Source organism: Bacillus sp. HU-1818, from assembly GCF_022695965.1.
GTDB classification, from domain to species: Bacteria; Bacillota; Bacilli; order Bacillales; family Bacillaceae; genus Bacillus; species Bacillus atrophaeus.
The window spans coordinates 655,967-676,346 of record NZ_JAAPBE010000002.1 but is presented as its reverse complement, the minus strand read 5'-3'; the positions used below and the strand labels follow the sequence as shown (position 1 = coordinate 676,346).

21 protein-coding genes, 1 tRNA gene and 2 pseudogenes are annotated in these 20,380 nt (G+C 41.7%); 15 read left to right on the top strand and 9 right to left on the bottom strand.

The features are described from left to right. Positions 1 to 85 precede the first annotated feature (85 nt). Both slrR and GXP75_RS08740 read left to right on the top strand, forming a co-directional pair. Positions 86 to 541, top strand: coding sequence for an HTH-type transcriptional regulator SlrR (gene slrR, locus GXP75_RS08745; protein WP_010789998.1), 456 nt, complete (start codon positions 86 to 88; stop codon positions 539 to 541). 168 nt (positions 542 to 709) lie between these two features. Further along, positions 710 to 2,182, top strand: coding sequence for a carboxylesterase/lipase family protein (locus GXP75_RS08740; protein WP_242556607.1), 1,473 nt, complete (start codon positions 710 to 712; stop codon positions 2,180 to 2,182). A gap of 235 nt (positions 2,183 to 2,417) precedes the next feature. Here the strand turns inward: GXP75_RS08740 and GXP75_RS21605 are convergent. Together GXP75_RS21605 and GXP75_RS08735 are read right to left on the bottom strand one after the other, a co-directional pair. Continuing rightward, positions 2,418 to 2,525: pseudogene (locus GXP75_RS21605) on the bottom strand (cytochrome P450); the annotation flags it as partial. A gap of 162 nt (positions 2,526 to 2,687) precedes the next feature. Beyond that, positions 2,688 to 3,245, bottom strand: a complete 558-nt coding sequence (locus GXP75_RS08735) for a C1q-like domain-containing protein (protein ID WP_242556606.1) — start codon at positions 3,243 to 3,245, stop codon at positions 2,688 to 2,690. A gap of 263 nt (positions 3,246 to 3,508) precedes the next feature. On the opposite strand from GXP75_RS08735, the gene GXP75_RS08730 reads away from it, so the two are divergent. The 4 genes from GXP75_RS08730 to GXP75_RS08715 are packed head-to-tail and all read left to right on the top strand — an operon-like array spanning position 3,509 to position 6,753. Beyond that, positions 3,509 to 4,078 (top strand): MarR family winged helix-turn-helix transcriptional regulator, encoded by a 570-nt coding sequence (locus GXP75_RS08730; RefSeq protein WP_061669219.1) that lies wholly within the window; start codon positions 3,509 to 3,511, stop codon positions 4,076 to 4,078. Next, entirely contained in the window at positions 4,075 to 5,013 is a 939-nt protein-coding gene (locus tag GXP75_RS08725; protein WP_242556605.1) for an ABC transporter ATP-binding protein, read from the top strand. Before GXP75_RS08730 ends, GXP75_RS08725 begins: the two co-directional genes overlap by 4 nt. A gap of 10 nt (positions 5,014 to 5,023) precedes the next feature. Further along, the gene (locus GXP75_RS08720) at positions 5,024 to 5,770 is read left to right on the top strand and encodes an ABC transporter permease (protein WP_061570750.1); all 747 of its coding nucleotides are present in this window, start codon (positions 5,024 to 5,026) and stop codon (positions 5,768 to 5,770) included. Then, on the top strand, positions 5,764 to 6,753 hold the full coding sequence (locus tag GXP75_RS08715; protein ID WP_242556604.1) for an ABC transporter permease: 990 nt from the start codon (positions 5,764 to 5,766) through the stop codon (positions 6,751 to 6,753). Before GXP75_RS08720 ends, GXP75_RS08715 begins: the two co-directional genes overlap by 7 nt. Before the next feature lie 163 nt (positions 6,754 to 6,916). Here the strand turns inward: GXP75_RS08715 and GXP75_RS08710 are convergent, their stop codons facing one another. Further along, positions 6,917 to 7,054, bottom strand: coding sequence for a GNAT family N-acetyltransferase (locus GXP75_RS08710; RefSeq protein ID WP_242556603.1), 138 nt, complete (start codon positions 7,052 to 7,054; stop codon positions 6,917 to 6,919). Positions 7,055 to 7,572: 518 nt separating this feature from the next. Between GXP75_RS08710 and GXP75_RS08705 the strand changes: the two genes are divergently transcribed. From GXP75_RS08705 to speG, 7 genes are all read left to right on the top strand, one after another. Then, on the top strand, positions 7,573 to 8,997 hold the full coding sequence (locus GXP75_RS08705) for a glycoside hydrolase family 68 protein (protein WP_242556602.1): 1,425 nt from the start codon (positions 7,573 to 7,575) through the stop codon (positions 8,995 to 8,997). 170 nt (positions 8,998 to 9,167) lie between these two features. After that, complete coding sequence (locus GXP75_RS08700) at positions 9,168 to 10,733, top strand: glycoside hydrolase family 32 protein (protein WP_214916433.1); 1,566 nt, start codon at positions 9,168 to 9,170, stop codon at positions 10,731 to 10,733. 186 nt (positions 10,734 to 10,919) lie between these two features. Then, positions 10,920 to 12,482, top strand: coding sequence for an aspartate/proton symporter AspP (gene aspP / locus GXP75_RS08695; RefSeq protein WP_242556601.1), 1,563 nt, complete (start codon positions 10,920 to 10,922; stop codon positions 12,480 to 12,482). A gap of 105 nt (positions 12,483 to 12,587) precedes the next feature. Continuing rightward, positions 12,588 to 13,172: a TetR/AcrR family transcriptional regulator gene (locus GXP75_RS08690; protein ID WP_242556600.1), complete on the top strand. Its 585-nt coding sequence runs from the start codon at positions 12,588 to 12,590 to the stop codon at positions 13,170 to 13,172. An 82-nt stretch (positions 13,173 to 13,254) separates the two neighbouring features. Next, positions 13,255 to 13,590, top strand: coding sequence for a DMT family transporter (locus GXP75_RS08685; protein WP_010790011.1), 336 nt, complete (start codon positions 13,255 to 13,257; stop codon positions 13,588 to 13,590). Beyond that, the gene (locus GXP75_RS08680) at positions 13,590 to 13,904 is read left to right on the top strand and encodes a DMT family transporter (RefSeq protein ID WP_003326815.1); all 315 of its coding nucleotides are present in this window, start codon (positions 13,590 to 13,592) and stop codon (positions 13,902 to 13,904) included. The genes GXP75_RS08685 and GXP75_RS08680 overlap by 1 nt, the downstream gene beginning before the upstream one ends. A 25-nt stretch (positions 13,905 to 13,929) precedes the next feature. Next, positions 13,930 to 14,457 carry a spermidine N1-acetyltransferase gene (gene speG / locus GXP75_RS08675; protein WP_242556599.1) on the top strand — a complete coding sequence of 176 codons (528 nt, stop codon included), beginning with the start codon at positions 13,930 to 13,932 and terminating at the stop codon, positions 14,455 to 14,457. An 87-nt stretch (positions 14,458 to 14,544) separates the two neighbouring features. On the opposite strand, the gene GXP75_RS08670 is transcribed toward speG, so the two are convergent. Both GXP75_RS08670 and GXP75_RS08665 read right to left on the bottom strand, forming a co-directional pair. Continuing rightward, positions 14,545 to 15,030 carry a DinB family protein gene (locus GXP75_RS08670; protein WP_242556598.1) on the bottom strand — a complete coding sequence of 162 codons (486 nt, stop codon included), beginning with the start codon at positions 15,028 to 15,030 and terminating at the stop codon, positions 14,545 to 14,547. 164 nt (positions 15,031 to 15,194) lie between these two features. Beyond that, positions 15,195 to 15,270, bottom strand: a tRNA-Arg gene (locus GXP75_RS08665). 285 nt (positions 15,271 to 15,555) lie between these two features. On the opposite strand from GXP75_RS08665, the gene clpP reads away from it, so the two are divergent. Then, on the top strand, positions 15,556 to 16,152 hold the full coding sequence (clpP, locus tag GXP75_RS08660; protein WP_003326811.1) for an ATP-dependent Clp endopeptidase proteolytic subunit ClpP: 597 nt from the start codon (positions 15,556 to 15,558) through the stop codon (positions 16,150 to 16,152). 33 nt (positions 16,153 to 16,185) lie between these two features. Here clpP and GXP75_RS08655 read toward each other — a convergent pair. Both GXP75_RS08655 and GXP75_RS08650 read right to left on the bottom strand, forming a co-directional pair. Then, positions 16,186 to 16,794 (bottom strand): annotated as a pseudogene (locus GXP75_RS08655) (DJ-1/PfpI family protein). A gap of 83 nt (positions 16,795 to 16,877) precedes the next feature. Further along, entirely contained in the window at positions 16,878 to 17,453 is a 576-nt protein-coding gene (locus GXP75_RS08650; protein WP_061570757.1) for a TIGR00730 family Rossman fold protein, read from the bottom strand. 115 nt (positions 17,454 to 17,568) lie between these two features. Here GXP75_RS08650 and GXP75_RS08645 point away from each other — a divergent pair, with 115 nt between their 5' ends. After that, the gene (locus GXP75_RS08645) at positions 17,569 to 17,889 is read left to right on the top strand and encodes a MazG-like family protein (RefSeq protein WP_242556597.1); all 321 of its coding nucleotides are present in this window, start codon (positions 17,569 to 17,571) and stop codon (positions 17,887 to 17,889) included. A 26-nt stretch (positions 17,890 to 17,915) separates the two neighbouring features. Here the strand turns inward: GXP75_RS08645 and GXP75_RS08640 are convergent, their stop codons facing one another. Together GXP75_RS08640 and GXP75_RS08635 are read right to left on the bottom strand one after the other, a co-directional pair. Further along, positions 17,916 to 19,526, bottom strand: coding sequence for a SulP family inorganic anion transporter (locus tag GXP75_RS08640; RefSeq protein WP_242556596.1), 1,611 nt, complete (start codon positions 19,524 to 19,526; stop codon positions 17,916 to 17,918). An 18-nt stretch (positions 19,527 to 19,544) separates the two neighbouring features. After that, positions 19,545 to 20,129 carry a beta-class carbonic anhydrase gene (locus GXP75_RS08635; protein ID WP_061570760.1) on the bottom strand — a complete coding sequence of 195 codons (585 nt, stop codon included), beginning with the start codon at positions 20,127 to 20,129 and terminating at the stop codon, positions 19,545 to 19,547. Positions 20,130 to 20,380: the final 251 nt, after the last annotated feature.

Genomic DNA, 20,380 nt, shown 5'->3' with positions numbered 1-20,380 from the left:
CCTTACTATTTCAAATTTTATAAAGAACGATTTATTTCTTATAATGAACGAAATAACGACAGTGAAATGAGGAGAATACAGCATAATGATTGGAAGAATAATTCGTTTATATCGTAAAAGAAAAGGCTACTCTATCAACCAGCTGGCAGTCGAGGCCGGTGTCTCTAAATCCTATTTGAGCAAGATTGAGAGAGGCGTGCACACCAATCCGTCAATCCAATTTTTGAAAAAAGTATCAGAAACGCTGGAGGTTGAATTAACTGAATTATTTGACGCAGAAACGATTTTGCACCAAAAAACAGGCGGTGAAGAGGAATGGCGCCTCCTTCTCGTCCAAGCCGTCCAAGCCGGAATGGAAAAAGAAGAACTGTTCACCTTTACGAACAGGCTGAAAACAGAAAGAACTGAATCGGCCTCATATAGAAACAGAAAATTAACCGAATCGAACATAGAGGAATGGAAAGCTTTAATGCTGGAAGCAAAAGAAATGGGTCTTTCGGTTGATGAAGTGCAGACATTTTTAAAAACGATGGGAAGATAAACCAGAGGGCAAGAGTTTGACTGACGCTGAAGCATTTGTCATTACTCCGCCCTTCTTCTATAGAACATTATATCTAGCACAGCCCGCCTGGCACATAGCAGGAGGCCTTTGGTTAGCCTAAACCATGCTGTCTGTTTATAATGAAGGGTAAAAAGAGGAGTGATAGAAATGGCTGTTCTTACTGTTCAAACCCGGTACGGAGCGCTGAAAGGCACTGCAAAAAATAGTGTGCATACATGGAAAGGCATCCCATTTGCACAGCCTCCCACAGGAAAATTGAGATTCAAAGCGCCTCAAGCTCCAAAGTCTTGGAGCGGTGTACGGAATGCCGCAGAATTTGGCCCTGTGTGCCCCCAGCCGTCTGATTTGCTGTCCAGGTCGTTTGCAGGAGCGGAAATGCCCGTTCAGTCGGAGGATTGCCTTTATTTAAATGTCTATGCACCTGATACGCCCGAAAAGGATCTGCCGGTAATGGTCTGGATTCACGGCGGGGCATTTTACCTCGGAGCGGGAAGCGAGCCTCTGTATGACGGGTCTGCACTTGCGGCGGCGGGCGGCGTCATTGTGGTCACTCTTAACTATCGTTTAGGGCCTTTCGGTTTTTTACATTTATCTTCTATTGATAACTCATACACAAATAACCTCGGTCTTCTTGACCAAATCGCGGCCTTACAATGGGTAAAAGATAACATTTCTGCCTTTGGCGGGAATCCGGAAAACGTGACGATATTCGGAGAATCAGCAGGCGGAATGAGTATTGCCGCTCTTCTTACAATGCCAAAGGCAAAGGGCTTATTCCAAAAAGCGATTATGGAAAGCGGCGCTTCTCAAACCATGCCAAGCGAAAAAGCGGCTGATATTGCTGCGGCATTTCTGGAAACGCTCGACATTGAGCCTGATCAACCAGAGCTTCTCCATTCCAAAACGTCTGAGGATATTCTAAACGCGGCTGACAAGATCAGGAATACGAATAATGAAAATATCTTCTCACTCCTTTTCCAGCCGACAACAGACCCGGACACCCTTCCAGTTGAACCGGAAAAAGCGATTGCACAAGGAGCGGCAGAGGGGATTCCTCTTTTAATCGGAACCAACAAGGATGAAGGCTACTTATTTTTTACACCTGATTCAGAAGTGATGTCTCAAGCAGAAATCAATCAGGCGCTAGAGCAATTTGGAGGACAGGAGTTTGCGAGAAGAGCAGCTGGCTTATATCCTCCATCTTTGGAAAGCCAAATTCATATGATGACCGATCTGCTCTTTTGGCGTCCGTCTATTACTTATGCCTCAGCACAATCCAATATCGCACCTGTCTGGATGTACCGATTCGACTGGCATCTAGGGCGACCGCCGCTTGACAAGGCGATTCATGCCTTAGAAATACCGTTTGTTTTCGGTAATTTTGAATCCCTTGAAGCGGCGCTGCAAACAAAAATCAGCGAAGACACAAAACAGCTTTCCACACACATTCAAACCGCCTGGATCACATTTGCCCGTACAGGCGACCCAAACCACAGCACCGTCGAATGGCCTAATTATAATGAAGAAACACGGAAAACCTTGATCTTTAACAGCTCGATTTCTATCGAACAAGACCCGGATGCAGATAAAAGAAAACAGCTTGAGCGGAAAAAAATATGAGCGTTTAGCAGGCCCTATTCCTGCTGTTTCATTTGAAAAAGGAATCACCGAGACGATACATGCTATCATGCAACGCCAAGTTATTTCCTAAGCTTTACATCACATAGAATGAAGGAAAACACGATACAAAAGACAAGGCCGGCTAGCCTTGTCTTTTCTACTTCACTTGTGAGGTCCTTATCATCTAATCACCATAGGACAACTCTTCAAGTACTGCACTTGTACATCAAAAATCAAATGCCGGGTCTTTTTCAATATGAGAAAGCTTATTGACGAAAGAGGTCAACACAATTTCAGCCTCCAATTTTGCAAGAGACGCTCCTAAACAAAAATGCGGTACTTTGCAGGAACATTTATCAAAGATTTTTCAATCGACCTGCGAAGCAAAATCATAACAAACAAGCTTATTCCAAAAGGTAAACATATGTAAAAAAAGTCGATCATTCCTTAGAAAAATAGGAAAAACCAACTTTCATGATTGGCTCCGTTACATTGATCAGCATATTTATGCAGTCGGAGATGGAAGTCTGGCGGCTGCAAAATGTGTGCTTGTGCTAACTTGGACGGCGCCCGCGGCAGTGCTTCTCATCGCAACTGTCACCGTATCCCCTGCATTTAACTGTAGTATATCATTAATAGTTACGATTGCCGGAAGAGCCCCTCCCCGAAATTCGTTATCTCCGCCTACAACATCTTGATTGACAAGAAAAACAACTTCGAAGGTAAAGTCAACGATGGCAGTCGTTTGAAACTCAACGGATGCGATAAGCGAATAGACTCCGGCTGTTCTTGGCGTAAATGTAGAGGTATTGGGATTATATTCATTCGCTAAATCAAATTGTTCATTTTGAAATAAGACTCCGCTGGCTGCGTTTGCAGGCAAAGACTGAGCAGTACTGTTGACGGCTCTGAACGCTGAAATAGGCTGGTTATTGGCAGGTCCGAAGAGCTGGTTTTGTTGAGCAGCTGGGGTATTGCCATTTCTCCCTTGCATGACACTAGGTGATAAAAGAGGTTCCGGACGAATGTTCCTCTTAATCCATTTAGTCGGCCGTGGCGGCATTGCTTGTTCCTCCTTATAGTCACTTTCTCTTCTATTAGACTTATAGCGATACACTATCATATTGATAGATACAGAAATAGAAACGGTATCTGCCCGGAAAAGCTGAAATAAGTTTAAATGGATACGCTTATGTGCAAAAAAAGCGAGGATCCCTCGGCTCTGTCCGAGGTTTGAAACAAAGAGGTGAAAAATAGACAACAAGTTGACATTTTTCCAAAAGATGCTATCATAATAGACAATATATTGTCTTTAGGAGGAATATAATGGACTTTTCAAAAGAACTAAAAGATTTATTTTTTATGCAGCAAGCATACGCTACACTTTTTTCCGTCCTTAACAAAATTCAATTTCGAGGGGATGTGTATTTTGAAAGTTTAACTTCAAGGCAATTTATGACTATGGTAGCCATCCTCCACTTACCGGAGGAGGAAACAACAATCAATAATATTGCTAAAAAATTAGGCACTTCGAAACAGAATGCCAACAAACTGATTGGCAGTATTGAAAAAAGAGGATATTTGCGCACAGAACCGAGCAAACGAGACAAACGCGCGGTGAATGTAAAAATTACTGAATCAGGAAATCAGATTATGGCAGAATGCGGTGAAAAAGCAATATATTTCATGGCAGATCTTTTTAAAGAATTTACAACGGAAGAGCTAGAGACACTATGGAATTTATTAAAGAAATTGTATAGCTTTGACGGAGAAGAGCAGGATGGTTTTGAAGAAACAGCGCCTGATTTTGAAATTGAACAAGACCGGGGAGCATTACAAACCAGAGCGTTACAGGAATTTGCAAAACGCCGCTTGCAAAAAGGAGATAGCGAATGAACAACATTGTCGCAGTAGAAAATTTGAAGAAACATTACCCAAATAAAGTTGCGGTTGATGGCATTACTTTTGAAGTGAGAGAGGGGGAAATTCTCGGCTTGCTTGGTCCAAACGGGGCAGGTAAAAGCACAACTATTAATATTTTAGCCACAGTTTTATCAGCTACCGCCGGAAAAGTAACTATATTTGGCCGCGATTTAAAAAAAGATGTAAAGCTGATCAAGCAGGGCATCGGAGTTGTTCCTCAGGACATCGCCATTTATGAAGAAATTTCTGCTGAAAAAAATGTTCGTTTTTTTGCCGGCCTTTATAATCTTAAAGGAAAAGAGTTGGAAACCCAAGTAAAGGAAGCATTAGAGCTAGTACAGCTATATGATCGGAAAGATGATAAACCTAAAACCTTTTCAGGCGGGATGAAAAGGAGATTAAATATTGCATGTGCCATTGCCCATCAGCCGAAGCTGATTATCATGGATGAACCTACAGTGGGAATTGATCCTCAATCCAGAAACCACATTTTAGAATCTATTAAAGTGCTGAAGAATAAAGGTGCGACAATTATTTATTCAACACACTACATGGAAGAAGTTGAGACCATTTCTGATCGGATTATTATAATGAACGATGGCAACATTATTGCCCATGGAACAAAAGAGGAATTAAATCAAAAAGTACATAATGAAACCGCGTACTCCTTCCAGTTAACCCATTTTGATCAATTAAACAGAGGGTTGATAAGTAAAATGGATGGGATTATAAGAGTGAACGTAACAGAAAATATTTTGGAGGTAATAGCTCAAAAGTCAAAATTTCATCTTGATAAACTGATCGCCGTATTGACTGCTGAAGGCTGTAAAATTCAAAGCATGACCAGCAAAGAGGCTTCTTTAGAAACAGTTTTTCTAGAATTAACAGGTAGAAACCTAAGAGATTAGGAGTGAACATATGAACTTTATACGAATCCTCAAATTTGATTTTATGAATATATTAAGAACACCCGCCCTATTATTAGTAAATACGGTTTTTCCTTTTATTTTGATTGCGATCATGGGCTTTGTGACAAAAAGCAATTTTGGCGCAAGCAGTGTTAGTTCATACGATTATTATGGAGTCAATATGACGATTTTTGCGGTGGCTCTCATCGCCATGACAGCTGCCAATACATTTATGGAGGAAAAGGTAAAGAAGGGAAATATAAGGATTTTATATGCTCCGGTTTCGAAAATGGACATTTATCTTTCTAAATTAATATCTACTTATCTTTTTGGCACTATTTCCTACAGCTTTATTTTATTTTTGGCCCAAACCCTTTTTCAGCTGAATTTTGGCGGTCGGAACCTTCCCTACGTTATGTTGTTAATCAATGTCTTTTTGTTATTTGGCTGCTGTTTCGGTACGATGTTCTGCTGTTTTTGCAAAAATGAAGAGCAGGCAAATAGCATCATGCAAATTCCGGTAGCCTTCTTTGTCTTTTTTGGCGGCGTATTTTTCGGGATTCATAGACTTGGGGTCACCGTAAATAAAATCTCCAATTTGTCACCAGTTAAATGGGTTTCGGAATGTGCCTTTCGCATCATTTATGATAATGATTTCAGCATTTTTCTCCCAGTGCTGTCCTCCCTGCTTTTAGCTTCAATTGTCTGTATCATTGTAAGTCAGATCGTGTTTAAACCGGAGGAATATGTATGCTGAATTTATTCAAAAACAGATGGGAACGTATGTTAACTAAAAAAGCAATTATTATTATTGCGGTGGTCATTGTCCCCCTTATGATTGGAATGGCCATCTTTTTTTCCGGTGAACCAGTTATAAAAGAGAAGATCGCATTGGTGACCGACAAAGGCAATACGCAGAACATACCAAACGATCCCACATTCAGAGTGGTACTGGTACATAAAAAGCCAAAGTTTTCTGATCTTGTGACAGGAAAATATACAGCTGTTGTAGAGAAAAAAAATAATAGTTATTCGGTAACTACTTTGAAAAGCGAAGAGGATAAAAAAGTGATTGAACAGTTTTTTGAGACGGGGCGACTTCCAGATAACTATCAGGGAGAGGATGAGCTTAGAGCTGAACGGGGCGCAGGCACAAATATTTTAGGTTTCATTGTTATGTTAATTTTAATGCAGGGTGTTGCATTGACTACCCTTTATCCAGAAGACCGGATGCTAAAAACCTTCAGAAGAATTTTAACGTCACCGGTAAGCGAAAAAAAATATTTATTGGTACAATCTATCTTTACGTTTTTATGTTTATATATTCCGTCCTATTTGGCCATTGTGATTACTAAAGTATCTTTTGGCGTTGAGATCGGCTTTGGTTTTGGCATGCTGGCTTTATTGCTGGCTATTCTTACAGTGCTGGCAACAGCATTCTCTTTATTTATGGCCTCAGTGATGGAACAAAATACAAGTTTAGTAACGAGTGGAATCAGTGTGGTTACGAGTGTATTAGCAGGGTGTTTCATCTCCTTTACACCAAACAATAAAATGTTAGACGTCATCTGTTCCATTCTTCCGCAAAAGGCATTTATGACACTTGTTCATGGTTTGGAAATGGGACAAAATATGTGGGATTTCAATAACCAGCTTATCTATCTGCTTATTTGGTCTGCAACCCTTTGGCTGCTTGGAGGATTTATCACAAAAAGCAGAACAAACAAAGGAATTTATTAAACGGCAAAGACGGCTGGCGAATATTCGATCCTTGAAGGGATGATAAATTCTGCTTAGGGATTCTATTGACTGTAGAATCCCATTCCTACATTAAAACCGACCCTCAGGGAGCTGATTCCTTGGCTGAATATTAACAAAAATAAGTCTCAGACCCTCTCCCCCCTTAGAGATAGATCAGCCACACCCCGTAAGCGCAGCGATGAGAATAAGGATTAAGAGAAGCCCATCCCGCCACCTCGTTTTCAATTGCAGCTGTCAAAACCGCGTATTTATCGGAACGCTGGAGAAACCAGTCAGACATGTACTTCAAGTCTTTCTCTTCTGTTTCAAGGGAGCAATGCGATCCCGTATACGTTGATTATAGATGTCTAAAATAGCGATAAGGTCTTTCCTTTGCTCTTCGTATATGCACCACTTGTCTCCCTCCTGATTTACTTCTTAAAGATGGCAATAAAGAGTTTAACAAAGAATTCTCGGAAATCTGATGACTCATAATACGCGGCGATTACCAGTCTTTTCGCCTATATAAAATAAAAAAAACGATTAAAAGACGATTCTAAAAGAGGAAAAAAGTCCGGTTGAAATCAAATAACCAATCAATTAGAGTAATGGTGAAAAGAAAATAACGCAGGTTTGTTACTGATAAAGCAGGCAAGACCTAAAATGTGTTAAGGGCAAAGTGTATTCTTTGGCGTCATCCCTTTACATATTTTAGGTCTTTTTTTATTGTATGTGACTGACTTGCCATCTATCAAACAGGAGGGCTGGAAGAAGCAGACCGCTAACCTAACACAGTACATAAAAAAGGAGACACGAATGATGAACATCAAAAAGTTTGCAAAACAAGCAACAGTATTAACTTTTACAACTGCATTGCTGGCAGGAGGCGCGACTCAAGCGTTTGCGAAAGAAACGCATAACAAACCGTACAAAGAAACATATGGCGTTTCCCATATTACCCGCCATGACATGCTGCAAATCCCTGAACAGCAAAAAAGCGATAAATATAAAGTGCCTCAATTCGATCAATCAACAATTAAAAACATCTCTTCTGCAAAAGGGCTGGACGTATGGGACAGCTGGCCTTTGCAAAATGCTGACGGCACCGTTGCAAATTATCATGGCTACCACATTGTATTCGCTTTAGCTGGAGATCCTAAAAACGCGGACGACACTTCTATTTACGTGTTCTACCAAAAAGCAGGCGAGACTTCAATCGACAGCTGGAAAAACGCAGGAAGAGTGTTTAAAGATGGCGATAAATTTGCAGCTAACGATCCGATTCTAAAAGATCAAACGCAAGAATGGTCCGGTTCAGCGACATTAACATCTGATGGAAAGGTTCGTTTATTTTACACAGATTTCTCTGGTAAGAATTACGGCAAACAAACCTTAACAACAGCTCAGGTTAATGTGTCTCAGCCTGATCAGAACTCTCTCAAAATTGACGGTGTTGAAGATTATAAATCTATTTTTGACGGCGACGGCACAACCTATCAAAATGTGCAGCAATTTATTGATGAGGGCAACTATAGCTCCGGCGATAACCATACACTAAGAGATCCTCACTATGTAGAAGAAAACGGTCATAAATATCTTGTGTTCGAAGCCAATACGGGAACTGAAGTTGGCTACCAAGGCGAAGAATCTTTATTTAACAAAGCATACTATGGCAAAAGCACATCATTCTTCCGTAAAGAAAGTCAAAAACTTCTGCAAAGCGATAAAAAACGCACAGCTGAATTAGCTAACGGCGCACTCGGCATTGTTGAATTAAACGATGACTACACGCTGAAAAAAGTCATGAAGCCGCTGATTACGTCTAATACTGTAACAGATGAAATTGAACGTGCGAATGTCTTTAAAATGAATGGAAAATGGTACCTGTTCACTGATTCAAGAGGATCAAAAATGACAATCGATGGCATTACGTCTGACGATATTTATATGTTAGGTTATGTATCTGACTCCTTAACTGGCCCATACAAACCGTTAAACAAAACCGGACTTGTTTTACAAATGGACCAAGATCCTAGCGATGTCACCTTTACGTACTCTCACTTTGCCGTACCGCAAGCTAAAGGAAATAATGTCGTAATCACAAGCTACATGACAAACAGAGGCTTCTATTCAGACAAACAGGCTACGTTTGCGCCAAGCTTTTTACTAAACATTAAAGGCAAGAAAACATCTGTTGTTAAAAACAGCATCCTTGATCAAGGACAACTAACAGTTACTAAATAAGAAGAAGCACTGAATAAGCTCCTGTATAATAACGAAAAGAAAATGCCGATGAACCGTTGGCATTTTTCTTTTCGTTATTCATTTATTTTCCAGGTATCCAGATTCTTCGCCCAATCACAATTCAATTGCAAACATTCCAAGATGTAAAATAATGAAAGCGGGAAATCTATTTGAAAAAAAGAGTCTTTAACAAAAAAGTATATAAGCGGTTAAGTGTTTTCATTGTGTGTTGTCTAGGCCTATTCATCGGCATTGGGTTTGCGGTCCACCATAAGGAGGAGAAGAAGAAAACAACTGATCCCCCTTCTTATCGGGCAGCGTACCATTTTACAACACCGGATAAATGGAAAAATGATCCGCAGAAACCTATCTATTTTGACGGAAAGTATCATTACTATTATCTCTATAATGGTGATTATCCAAGCGGCAACGGGACAGAATGGCGCCATGCAACATCAGAAGATTTGGTGCATTGGACAGACGAAGGAGTCGCCATTCCTAAATACACTAATAAGAATGGTGATATATGGTCAGGCTCAGTCGTTGTTGATGCAGAAAATACAGCGGGCTTCGGAAAGAATGCCATTGTCGCGATTATGACACAGCCCTCTGCCAACGGCGGCAAGCAGGAACAATATCTATGGTACAGCACTGACAAAGGACAAACGTTCACATCATACAGTGTAGATCCGGTTATGGCCAACCCGGGAACAAAGGATTTCAGAGACCCTAAGGTAATTTGGGATGATGAAGCCGGTAAATGGGTGATGGTGATGGCCGAGGGAACAAAGATTGGGTTTTATGAGTCCCATAATCTAAAGGACTGGCACTATACAGGAGGATTCCTCACTCAACATACCGGTCTAATTGAATGTCCCGACCTTTTCAAAATGCGTGCAGATGACGGGACGTATAAATGGGTGCTGGGCGCCAGCGCGAATGGCAAATCCGAGGGCAATCCGAACACCTACGCCTATTGGATCGGCGACTATAATGGCAAGGAATTCGCGGCCGAGGACAAGGAGCCCCAATGGCTTGATTATGGTTTTGATTGGTATGGCGGCGTGACATTTGAAGACGGGACAAGCAGTGATAAATACCAAAAACGTTATGCGCTGGCTTGGATGAACAATTGGGATTATCCGGACAATATACCCACGCTGCGGGATGGCTTTAACGGAACAGATTCTATTGTTCGCCAAATCAAGCTGGCACATGAAGGAGATAATGGATACACTCTGAAATCAGAACCAATCGAAGCCTTGAACAGCTTAATCAGTTCAACGGATACTATTAAACATCTTGAGGTGACTGGTGAAAAAACACTGAATGTCACAGGTGACACGTATCAGCTTGACACCGATATCCTTTGGTCCGATATCAAAAATACAGGTATACGGCTTCGTGAATCAGCAGATAAAAAGCGCCATATTGATGTTGGCGTTTTTGCAGAAGGCTCCTACTCGTATGTCAGCAGAGCTTCTGTAAGACAGCCCGACAAAAAGAAAACATTTCTTGAAAGCAAAGCGCCATTTGATGCACATAACAAGAAAGTCCATCTCAAAGTATTGATTGATAAGACAAGTATTGAAGTATTTATTGACGATGGGAAAACCGTTTTTTCAAGTGAAGTATTTCCCCGTGCACACGATAAAGGAATCACCCTTTTTGCTGAAGGCGGCACTTCTGTCTTTAAAAATGTCGAGATCAATCATTTAGAGTCTATCTATAAATAACAGACTGAAGAAAACAGGTGCAGCATGGTCTAGCACCTGTTTTTATCTTACTGCTTGTTTGAGTGCTTTCGGCTAATCAAATATCAATCAACAGATCGTGTATGATCGGCTTAAGAATGGGTATTGTAAGTAAAGCGATCATTCATTTGAAGTGTTAAAAACGGCTTGATCTTAAGGAGGAAGCGGATGTCTAAACAAGGAAATTTCCAAAAATCCATGTCGCTATTTGATCTTATTCTGATTGGAATGGGGGCCATCTTTGGTTCAGCGTGGCTGTTCGCTGTCAGTAATGTCGCTTCCAAAGCAGGTCCGTCAGGCGCTTTTTCCTGGGTCCTAGGGGGTGCCATCATCCTGTTAATCGGTTTGGTTTATGCAGAGCTTGGTGCTGCCTTGCCCCGTACCGGAGGAATTATCAGATATCCTGTCTATTCACATGGCCACCTTGTAGGCTATTTAATTTCCTTCGTAACGATTGTAGCTTATACAAGCCTGATTTCAATTGAAGTAACGGCAGTCCGCCAGTATGTGGCTTATTGGTTTCCCGGCCTGACAGTGAAAGGGTCTGACTCTCCGACCATTGCCGGCTGGATCTTGCAATTCGCCTTACTTTGCTTGTTTTTTCTGTTGAATTATTGGAGCGTCAAAACCTTTGCAAAAGCGAACTTCATTATTTCTATCTTTAAATACATTGTTCCGGTCACCATCATCATTGTGTTAATCTTTCATTTTCAACCGGGCAATATGTCAGTCGGCGGTTTTGCTCCATTTGGTTTTACCGGCATTCAGGCAGCTATTTCCACCGGCGGCGTCATGTTTGCGTACCTCGGGCTGCACCCGATTGTGGCTGTTGCAGGTGAAGTAAAAAATCCAAAGCGCAACATCCCGATCGCTTTAATTATCTGTATCATCGTCTCAACGATCATTTACACCATCCTTCAGGTTACTTTTATCGGAGCGATTCCGACTGAGACGTTAAAACACGGCTGGCCGGCGATCGGACGGGAGTTCTCATTGCCGTTTAAAGATATCGCGGTTATGCTCGGATTAGGTTGGCTTGCTACATTAGTCATCTTAGATGCCATTTTATCGCCGGGAGGCAACGGAAATATTTTTATGAATACAACCTCGCGTCTCGTTTACGCCTGGGCGCGGAACGGCACGTTATTTCATGTGTTTTCGAAGGTGAATAAAGAGACGGGAACACCCCGGGCCTCGCTATGGCTGTCGTTCGGCTTGGCTATTTTCTGGACGCTTCCCTTCCCTTCCTGGAATGCACTCGTCAATGTTTGCTCTGTTGCGTTAATTCTTTCATATGCCATCGCGCCAATATCTTCTGCTGCATTGAGAGTAAACGCAAAAGACTTAAACAGACCGTTTTATTTAAAAGGAATGAGTATCATCGGGCCGCTCTCATTTATTTTCACAGCCTATATCGTGTATTGGTCCGGTTGGAATACCGTTTCTTGGCTTCTTGGCTCACAGCTTATTATGTTTTTGATTTATCTCTGCTTCAACAAGTATGCGCCGAAGGAAGATGTCAGCTTAGCGCAGCAGCTAAAATCGGCCTGGTGGCTTGTCGGCTTTTACATCATGATGCTGATCTTTTCTTATATCGGCTCCTTTGGACACGGTTTAGGCATCATCAGCAATCCTGTTGATCTCATCTTAGTCGGCATCGGCTCGCTCGGAATTTATTACTGGGCGAAGTATACGGGCCTTCCGAAAGCAGCCATTGATTATGATAAATAATTGGTACAGAAGGAGTAAGAGTGAAATCTTACTTCTTTTGTTTTACAAAAAAACAGCTTTAAGGTAAAATGAATGATAGTCATTCATTTTAGGAGGATCTTCACTATGCCAAAACACACGTCAGGAAAATATGAAAAAATACTGCACGCGGCCATTGGAGTCATTTCTGAAAAAGGATTAGATAAAGCTTCCATTTCAGATATCGTGAAAAGAGCCGGGACTGCACAGGGTACATTTTATTTGTATTTCTCATCTAAAAATGCTCTTATACCGGCTATCGCAGAGAATCTTCTTACACACACTTTAGATCAGATCAAAGAAAAAATGAACGGAAACGAAAATTTCTGGTCTGTCTTAGATATCTTAATCGACGAGACATTCAACATTACGAACCTTCATAAAGATATTATTGTTCTTTGTTACTCCGGTCTTGCTATTGACCATTCCATGGAAAAGTGGGAAGCCATCTATCAGCCGTATTATTCTTGGCTTGAGGATATCATTAAGAAAGCTGTTGAAAACAACGAAATTATTAGCGATATTAATGTGAGATGGACGGCCAGAACGATTATAAACTTGGTTGAAAATACAGCTGAACGGTTTTATATCGGTTTTGAACAAGAGGAAAATATCGAAGTGTTTAAGAAGGAGATCTTTACATTCTTAAAAAGAAGCTTACTTACCGCATAAAAATTGAGCGGGATTGTCCTGCTTGTTTTTTGCTTCCTATAAAATGACTGACGTTCATTCATAAATTACAGAGGTGTTTCAAATGTATTGGTTACTTGTTTTCATCGCCGGTTTCTTAGAAGTTGTATGGGCCTCGGGCCTTAAATACGCGGATTCGCTATTCGATTGGATTATTATCTTTATGTTGATTGCAGTAAGCTTTATTTTGTTAATTCGTTCTTACAAAAAAATACCTATGACAGCCGCTTATACCGTTTTTGTCGGGATTGGGACAGTCGGCACTTACGTAACGGGAATCTTTTTAGGCGAACCCTTTTCCGCAGGCCAATTATTCTTTTTAGCCTTGCTGTTATTCGGAATTTTAGGAATGAAACTCTTTACCAAAGAGCAAAACAATCAATCAAGAGGTGAACAGTAATGGCGTGGTTGTTATTAGTCATTGCCGGCATAGAGGAAATTATAGCTGCAATTGCAATGAAATATATAGACGGCACAAGAAAAAAATGGCCCATCATCGTGATGTGTTTCGGCTTTATTCTATCATTTTACTGCCTTTCAAAAGCCATGCAGGTCTTGCCAGCAGGAGTTGCGTATGCCGTATGGACCGGAGTGGGCAGCATCGGAGTTACAGCAGTCGGGTTTTTATGGTTTAAAGAACGGTTTACCCTTTCACAGCTGATCTCCCTTAGTCTCATACTCGTCGGCGTCATCGGCTTAAGACTTACATCATAACTTATACACATTGGAGGATATCCCCATGCATAACCAGCTTAAATTGCGTCCGTTAGAACGAGAAGACTTGGCATTTGTCCACCGTCTTAATAATGATGCGAAAATCATGTCTTATTGGTTTGAAGAGCCTTATGAAGCGTTTGTAGAGTTGCAGGATTTATATGACAAGCACATTCATGACCAAAGTGAACGGCGTTTTATTGTCGAAAAAGACACAGAAATGGTCGGACTGGTTGAATTAGTCGAGATTGATTATATCCACCGCAGGGCAGAGTTTCAAATCATTATTGATCCGCGGTATCAGGGCAATGGCTACTCAATCATCGCGACCTATTTGGCGATGAATTACGCGTTTTCAGTATTGAATCTGCACAAACTTTATTTAATCGTGGATGAAGAAAATACAAAAGCCATTCACCTTTATAAAAAATCCGGTTTTTCTATGGAAAGCGAGCTGCAAGACGAATTTTTCGTCGACGGATTTTACCATAATGCCATCAGAATGTGCATTTTTCAGAAAGAGTTTTTGACAATGAAGCAGAATAGATCATAACAATAATGAGTAAAATACCAAGGGCCTGGCGCTCTTGGTATATTTATGCTGTTCTGAAGAATCATGCAGCAATGAGACGCATGACATTCAGTGTACACCCCTAGCAGAATCCCAACTGCCCTGCTCTTTGCGGATATGAAGAATCTGTCCGATATGATAGGTATTGTGAAGAAATAGATGGGTCAGAACAGAGGACCATGGTTCGTCATCGTTTATATAAGCAACAGAAGTAAATTTTTCGTCCTCACTCTGATGTAATTCCTCCCGCCAGCTGAGGAAAATGCTCTCCATGTTTTCAACGGTGTCATGCCAAGACGTTTTTCCCGCATGAAATGTTGTGTTATTATCACCTTTAGAAGACAATACTTCTTCTCCTTTAAAACGAAGTAAATAACGCTCATTATAAAAATTAAGATGATTCATGATTTCATGTATAGAGTTTGTTCCGCTGACACTTTTCCATTGTGCCTGTTCTTCGGACAATCCTTCAATTGCATGCTTTAATGAAACAAACCAAGTATTTTGATCATAACAGGCAGCCAGCTGGTCGATAAATATTGTTTTGTCAGTCATAAGTGATCCTCCTTATGTGTAACTAACAAGCATTATTCGATGAATCAGTAAGTAATCCCTGCTCGTACATCTAACGAAAGGTTTGCGATTTATTTTTACACATAAAAAAAAAGACAAGGACGGCAAATCGCCAAAATCCTTGTCTTTCCTGTTGTTCTATTGGACGCGCTCGGAGGGATTCGAACCCCCGGCAGACGTGGTACCGGAAACCACCGCTCTATCCAACTGAGCTACGAGCGCATATAAATAAAAATTTCTTACAACGTCAGCACAACTTATTATACGGGATTTTACGACGGATGACAACCCTATAATTTCTGGCCCTTTGCCTTTTCACAAACTTGCTCACATAAAGATTCACTTCTCTTCATAAACCATAATACAATGGTTTGAACGCCTTTTATTTTGGGAAAAATGGTGAAAAGATACTTCTTTTTGTTTTTAGTCAGCTTTTTGTTTGACCTTTATTGACCAAAAATGTATCATGTAACTACATACTTACCTAAAAGGTGAAGGAGGAGCATTATGAATTTAATACCTACAGTCATTGAACAAACGAACCGCGGGGAAAGAGCATATGACATTTACTCTCGTCTATTGAAGGACCGTATCATCATGCTTGGATCTGCGATTGATGACAACGTTGCGAACTCCATCGTGTCACAGCTTTTATTCCTAGAAGCAGAAGACCCTGAAAAAGATATTTCTATTTACATCAACAGCCCGGGCGGTTCCATCACTGCCGGTATGGCGATTTATGATACCATGCAGTTTATTAAGCCGAAGGTATCTACAATTTGTATCGGTATGGCTGCATCAATGGGTGCGTTCCTGCTTGCTGCCGGAGAAAAAGGCAAACGCTATGCGCTTCCTAACAGTGAAGTTATGATTCACCAGCCGCTTGGCGGAGCGCAAGGTCAGGCAACGGAAATTGAAATTGCTGCGAAACGCATTCTCTTGCTTCGCGACAAATTAAACAAAGTGCTTGCTGAACGCACAGGCCAGCCGCTTGAAGTCATTGAGCGCGATACTGACCGCGATAACTTCAAATCAGCCGAAGAAGCAATGGAATACGGCTTGATTGATAAAGTTTTGACACGCAACACTGAAGAACAGAAATAAGACCAAAGAGCTGCCTTAACAGGCAGCTCTTCTTTATCCAAACGGATGATCATATTCCATTCGTTTCGCGGTCTGCTTTGCGGTTTGTTCTCCGAGAAGCCTCCTTACAATATGAAAAGACATGTTAATCCCCGCCGATATACCTCCTGAGGTGACGATATGCCCTCCATCCGTATACTTTACTTCTCTGACAACCTCAACTTCCGGAAATTCCTGTTCCAGTCTGTCATAGCTTGCCCAGTGTGTGGTTGCTTTTTTGCCGTCCAGCAGCCCGGCTTTTGCTAAAAGAAGCGCTCCCGTACAAACGGACAGCAATAATTCCACAGAGGCAGACCGTTCCTTGATCCAATCAATCAGACGATCATTATGTATTTCTGTATTTCTAGCTCCCGGTCCGCCCGGCACAATCAGAATATCGAATTCCGGTGCCTGCTCAATGGAATAATCAGGACTGACAGTCAAGCCGTTTCTCGCCTTTACCGGTTCCCCTGTTTCTGAAATTGTTTTGACGGCAAACGGTTTGCGCTCATCCCCTTTTTGATCAGTAACAGCCGTGTCCGAAAAACCTCAAACGGGCCGGCAAAATCAAGCACCTCAACATCATCAAAAAGCAAAATACCCGACACTCCAGCTCCCTTTCATACCGCCGCCTCTTTCCATGAATGTTTCAGCCAGCCAGTTCAGAAAAAACCAGCGGGCAATGGAAACAAGTTCATATCAGTCTTTTAAATCTCTGTCCACTTTTTCTCTAAAATCGGATAAGCGTAGTCCCTCATTTGCTGTATTAATTCAGCAGGACGGGAAGAGCTGTGGATGAGTTTTAAATGTGACTCGTTTGAAAAACCTTCCTGAATGCTGTATTTGATCATTTTCATCATCGGCTCAAAATACCCGTTGACATTATAAAGCCCGATTGGTTTTTGGTGAATGCCGATTTGCGACCAGCAAAGCACTTCAAATAATTCTTCATATGTACCGAAACCGCCCGGCATGGCGATATATCCATCGGCAAGTTCGCTCATCTTCGCTTTTCGCTCGTGCATTCCGTTCACTTCAATCAGTTCTGTCAGTTTTTGATGGACAACCTCTCCGGAAAAAAGACCGCTCGGCATAACTCCAATTGCTTTTCCCCCATGTTCCATCAACGTATCGGCAATCGCGCCCATAAGACCGACTCTGGAGCCGCCGTAAACAAGGCCTATCTCTTGCTCCGCCATATACGCTCCCAGTTCCTCCGCTTTTCTTTTGTACTCTTCATTGACCCCCGGGTTCGATCCTGCAAATACACAAATTGTTTTCATCCCGCCATCTCCAACTCAATATATTGTATAAAAACATAAAAACTACACTATATATTGTCCCATGCGTATGAGATAATATCAACATCATTTATAAAAGTTACAGGAGTGATTTTTTTTGCAGTTGGCTGAAGCTGAAAAATGGATGAAGGATTTTTATAAAAAAAGAGGCTGGACAGAGTACGGGCCTTTCATACGGGTGGGATTTTTAATGGAGGAAGCTGGAGAGCTGGCGAGGGCTGTAAGAGCCTATGAAATCGGCAGAGACCGTCCGGATGAAAAACAATCGACTCGTGCTGAGCGAAAGCAAGAGCTGATTGAAGAAATGGGCGACGTCATCGGGAATATCGCCATTCTCGCCGATATGTACGATGTGTCTTTAGAAGACGTGATAAAAGCCCATCAAGATAAACTGACAAAACGATTTGAAAACGCATGAAAAAACGGCCGCAATGGCCGTTTTTTTTAACAGGTGATTTCATCCTGATGATCAAAGAAATGCTGCTTGCCTATTTTGTGGAAGAGACCTGTTTTATGCAGGAGCTCTCTAGGTTGGGATTGCAGGCCGACGATCATCAGTTTACCGTTATTCCGTTTCATTCTGTTCATTATATTCACCAAGACCGCTTCGGCGGACGTGTCCATATAATGCACTTTATTCATAAGTAAAATCATGGTCTTCGGTTTCTCTTGGACACGCTCTAACAGGGAGGATTCCAGTGAATCAATCGATCCGAAAAACAGCGGTCCTTCAATAGAATACATGCTGACAGAAGGATCGGCTCCCTGCTGTTTGTTTCCGGCTTTGGCCATGACGGGATGCGATTCCTGATTGTGAATGCGGGTCGCCTCGCTCATTCTTCTGATAAAGAACACAAAAGCGAGCAGTAATCCCGTTGCCACACCAATAATTAAATCAAAAAGAACCGTTAAGATAAAGGTTGCTGCTAAAATGAAGGAATCGGCGTTTCTTAGCCTCAGCACATTCGCGACTTCCTTCCGTTCACTCATATTCCACGCCACGACCATCAGAACCGGCGCCATGCTCGCAAGCGGCACATGGGAAGCATATGGTGCGAATACAAGCAGCACAAGCAGCACCACGATGCCATGAACGACACCCGAAACCGGTGAAACCGCACCATTTTTAATATTGGTTGCTGTTCTTGCGATAGCTCCGGTAGCCGGAATTCCGCCAAACAGAGGTGCAGCCATATTGGCAATCCCCTGGCCGACCAGCTCTTTGTTGCTATCATGTTTCGACCCCTTCATGTTATCGGCCACCATCGCAGACAAGATCGACTCAAGACCTCCGAGAAGAGCGATGACAAGCGCGGCCGGAAACAGCATCACCATTTTATCCAGTGTAAACTCCGGAAATTGAAACTCTGGCAAATGGCGCGGGATTTCCCCATATGTGGATCCAATAGTTGCCATTTGATCAGGGAAAAACACAACCGCAACCATCGTTGAAATAAGCAAAGCCAGCAGAGCGCCTGGAATTTTCGGCATCAATTTGGCAGACACAAGCAAAATGGCGAGTGCAATAACCGCAATCAAAATGGCATACCAATTAAATGTGCCGATCTTCTGTGCAATTTCAAACATATTCAGATGAAAGTTCTCATGTTTTTCTACATTTCTCAATCCGAAAAAATTGGCGATTTGCTCAGTGAATATTAATACCGCGATACCGGCCGTAAAGCCGATGATGACTGGTTTCGGAACGAACTTCATAATTTTACCGAGTTTAAACAGGCCGAACAGCACCAGCATAACTCCTGCCATAAACCCCGCAATCAATAGGTTTTCGAGACCGTACTGCATCACGATGCCAAACAATATCGGCACAAAGGCGCCTGTGGGACCGCCAATTTGAAATTTCGATCCGCCAAATAAAGAAATACAGATCCCTGCGATGACAACAGTATACAGCCCGTATTCAGGCTCGACTCCCGAGGCAATGGCAAATGCCATCCCTAAAGGAATCGCCACAACTCCTACTACTATACCTGCAATCAGGTCTTTCTGAAATTTCTGTAAATTGTATCCCTTGTATCTCCCTGAGAATCGCATATTTCGTTATAACCTCCCTTATGAATTAGTCTTTATAAACTCAGTTTCATAACCGTTAATGACAACATCAAGTTTGCCTGTTTCGGGATGAATAACAAGTCCATGAACTGGAAGCTTCTCTGGTAACAGCGGGTGATTCTTGATCATATTCACACTATGGGAAACGCTTTCTTCTACGCTGTGAAAACCCGTCAGCCAAGTTTCCAAATCCAAACCGGCGCTATTCAGCAAATTCAGACAGCTTTCTTCCACTCCTCGTTCCTTTGCTTTTTTAAGAATGGCCGAAGCATTCAGCCCTGACATACCGCATTCATGGTGGCCGATAATACAGACCTCTTCAGCCTGTAATTCATAAATGGCGACCAATATGCTGCGCATGACACTTCCAAATGGGTGGGAAACGATGGCTCCTGCATTTTTCACAATTTTAGCATCACCGTTTTTAAGCCCCATTGCTTGAGGAAGAAGTTCAGTAAGCCTTGTATCCATGCAGGTGACAATGACAAGCTTTTTTGTAGGGAATTTTGTCGTTTTGTAAGGTTCATATTTCTTCTCTCTGACAAATTGATCATTGTGTTCCAAAATCGTTGTTAACGAAACCATTCGATTTCATCTCCCATCCATATGATATTGCAAGCCTTCTTTCCTAGCCTACAGTAAGGAATTATAGCATAGGAACAGGCAGCAAAAAGGGTTTCAAAAAAAGACACTATAAATGAACCGTAAATTAAAAATCATAAAAATTTATATCTTTCAAAGATAATAAAATTTATATTTATTCAATCCTATAATCCTGCTTTAAGAGGTTTGCTAGCAATTGTCTGACAAAAAATATAGGTGAATTCAGATAATTT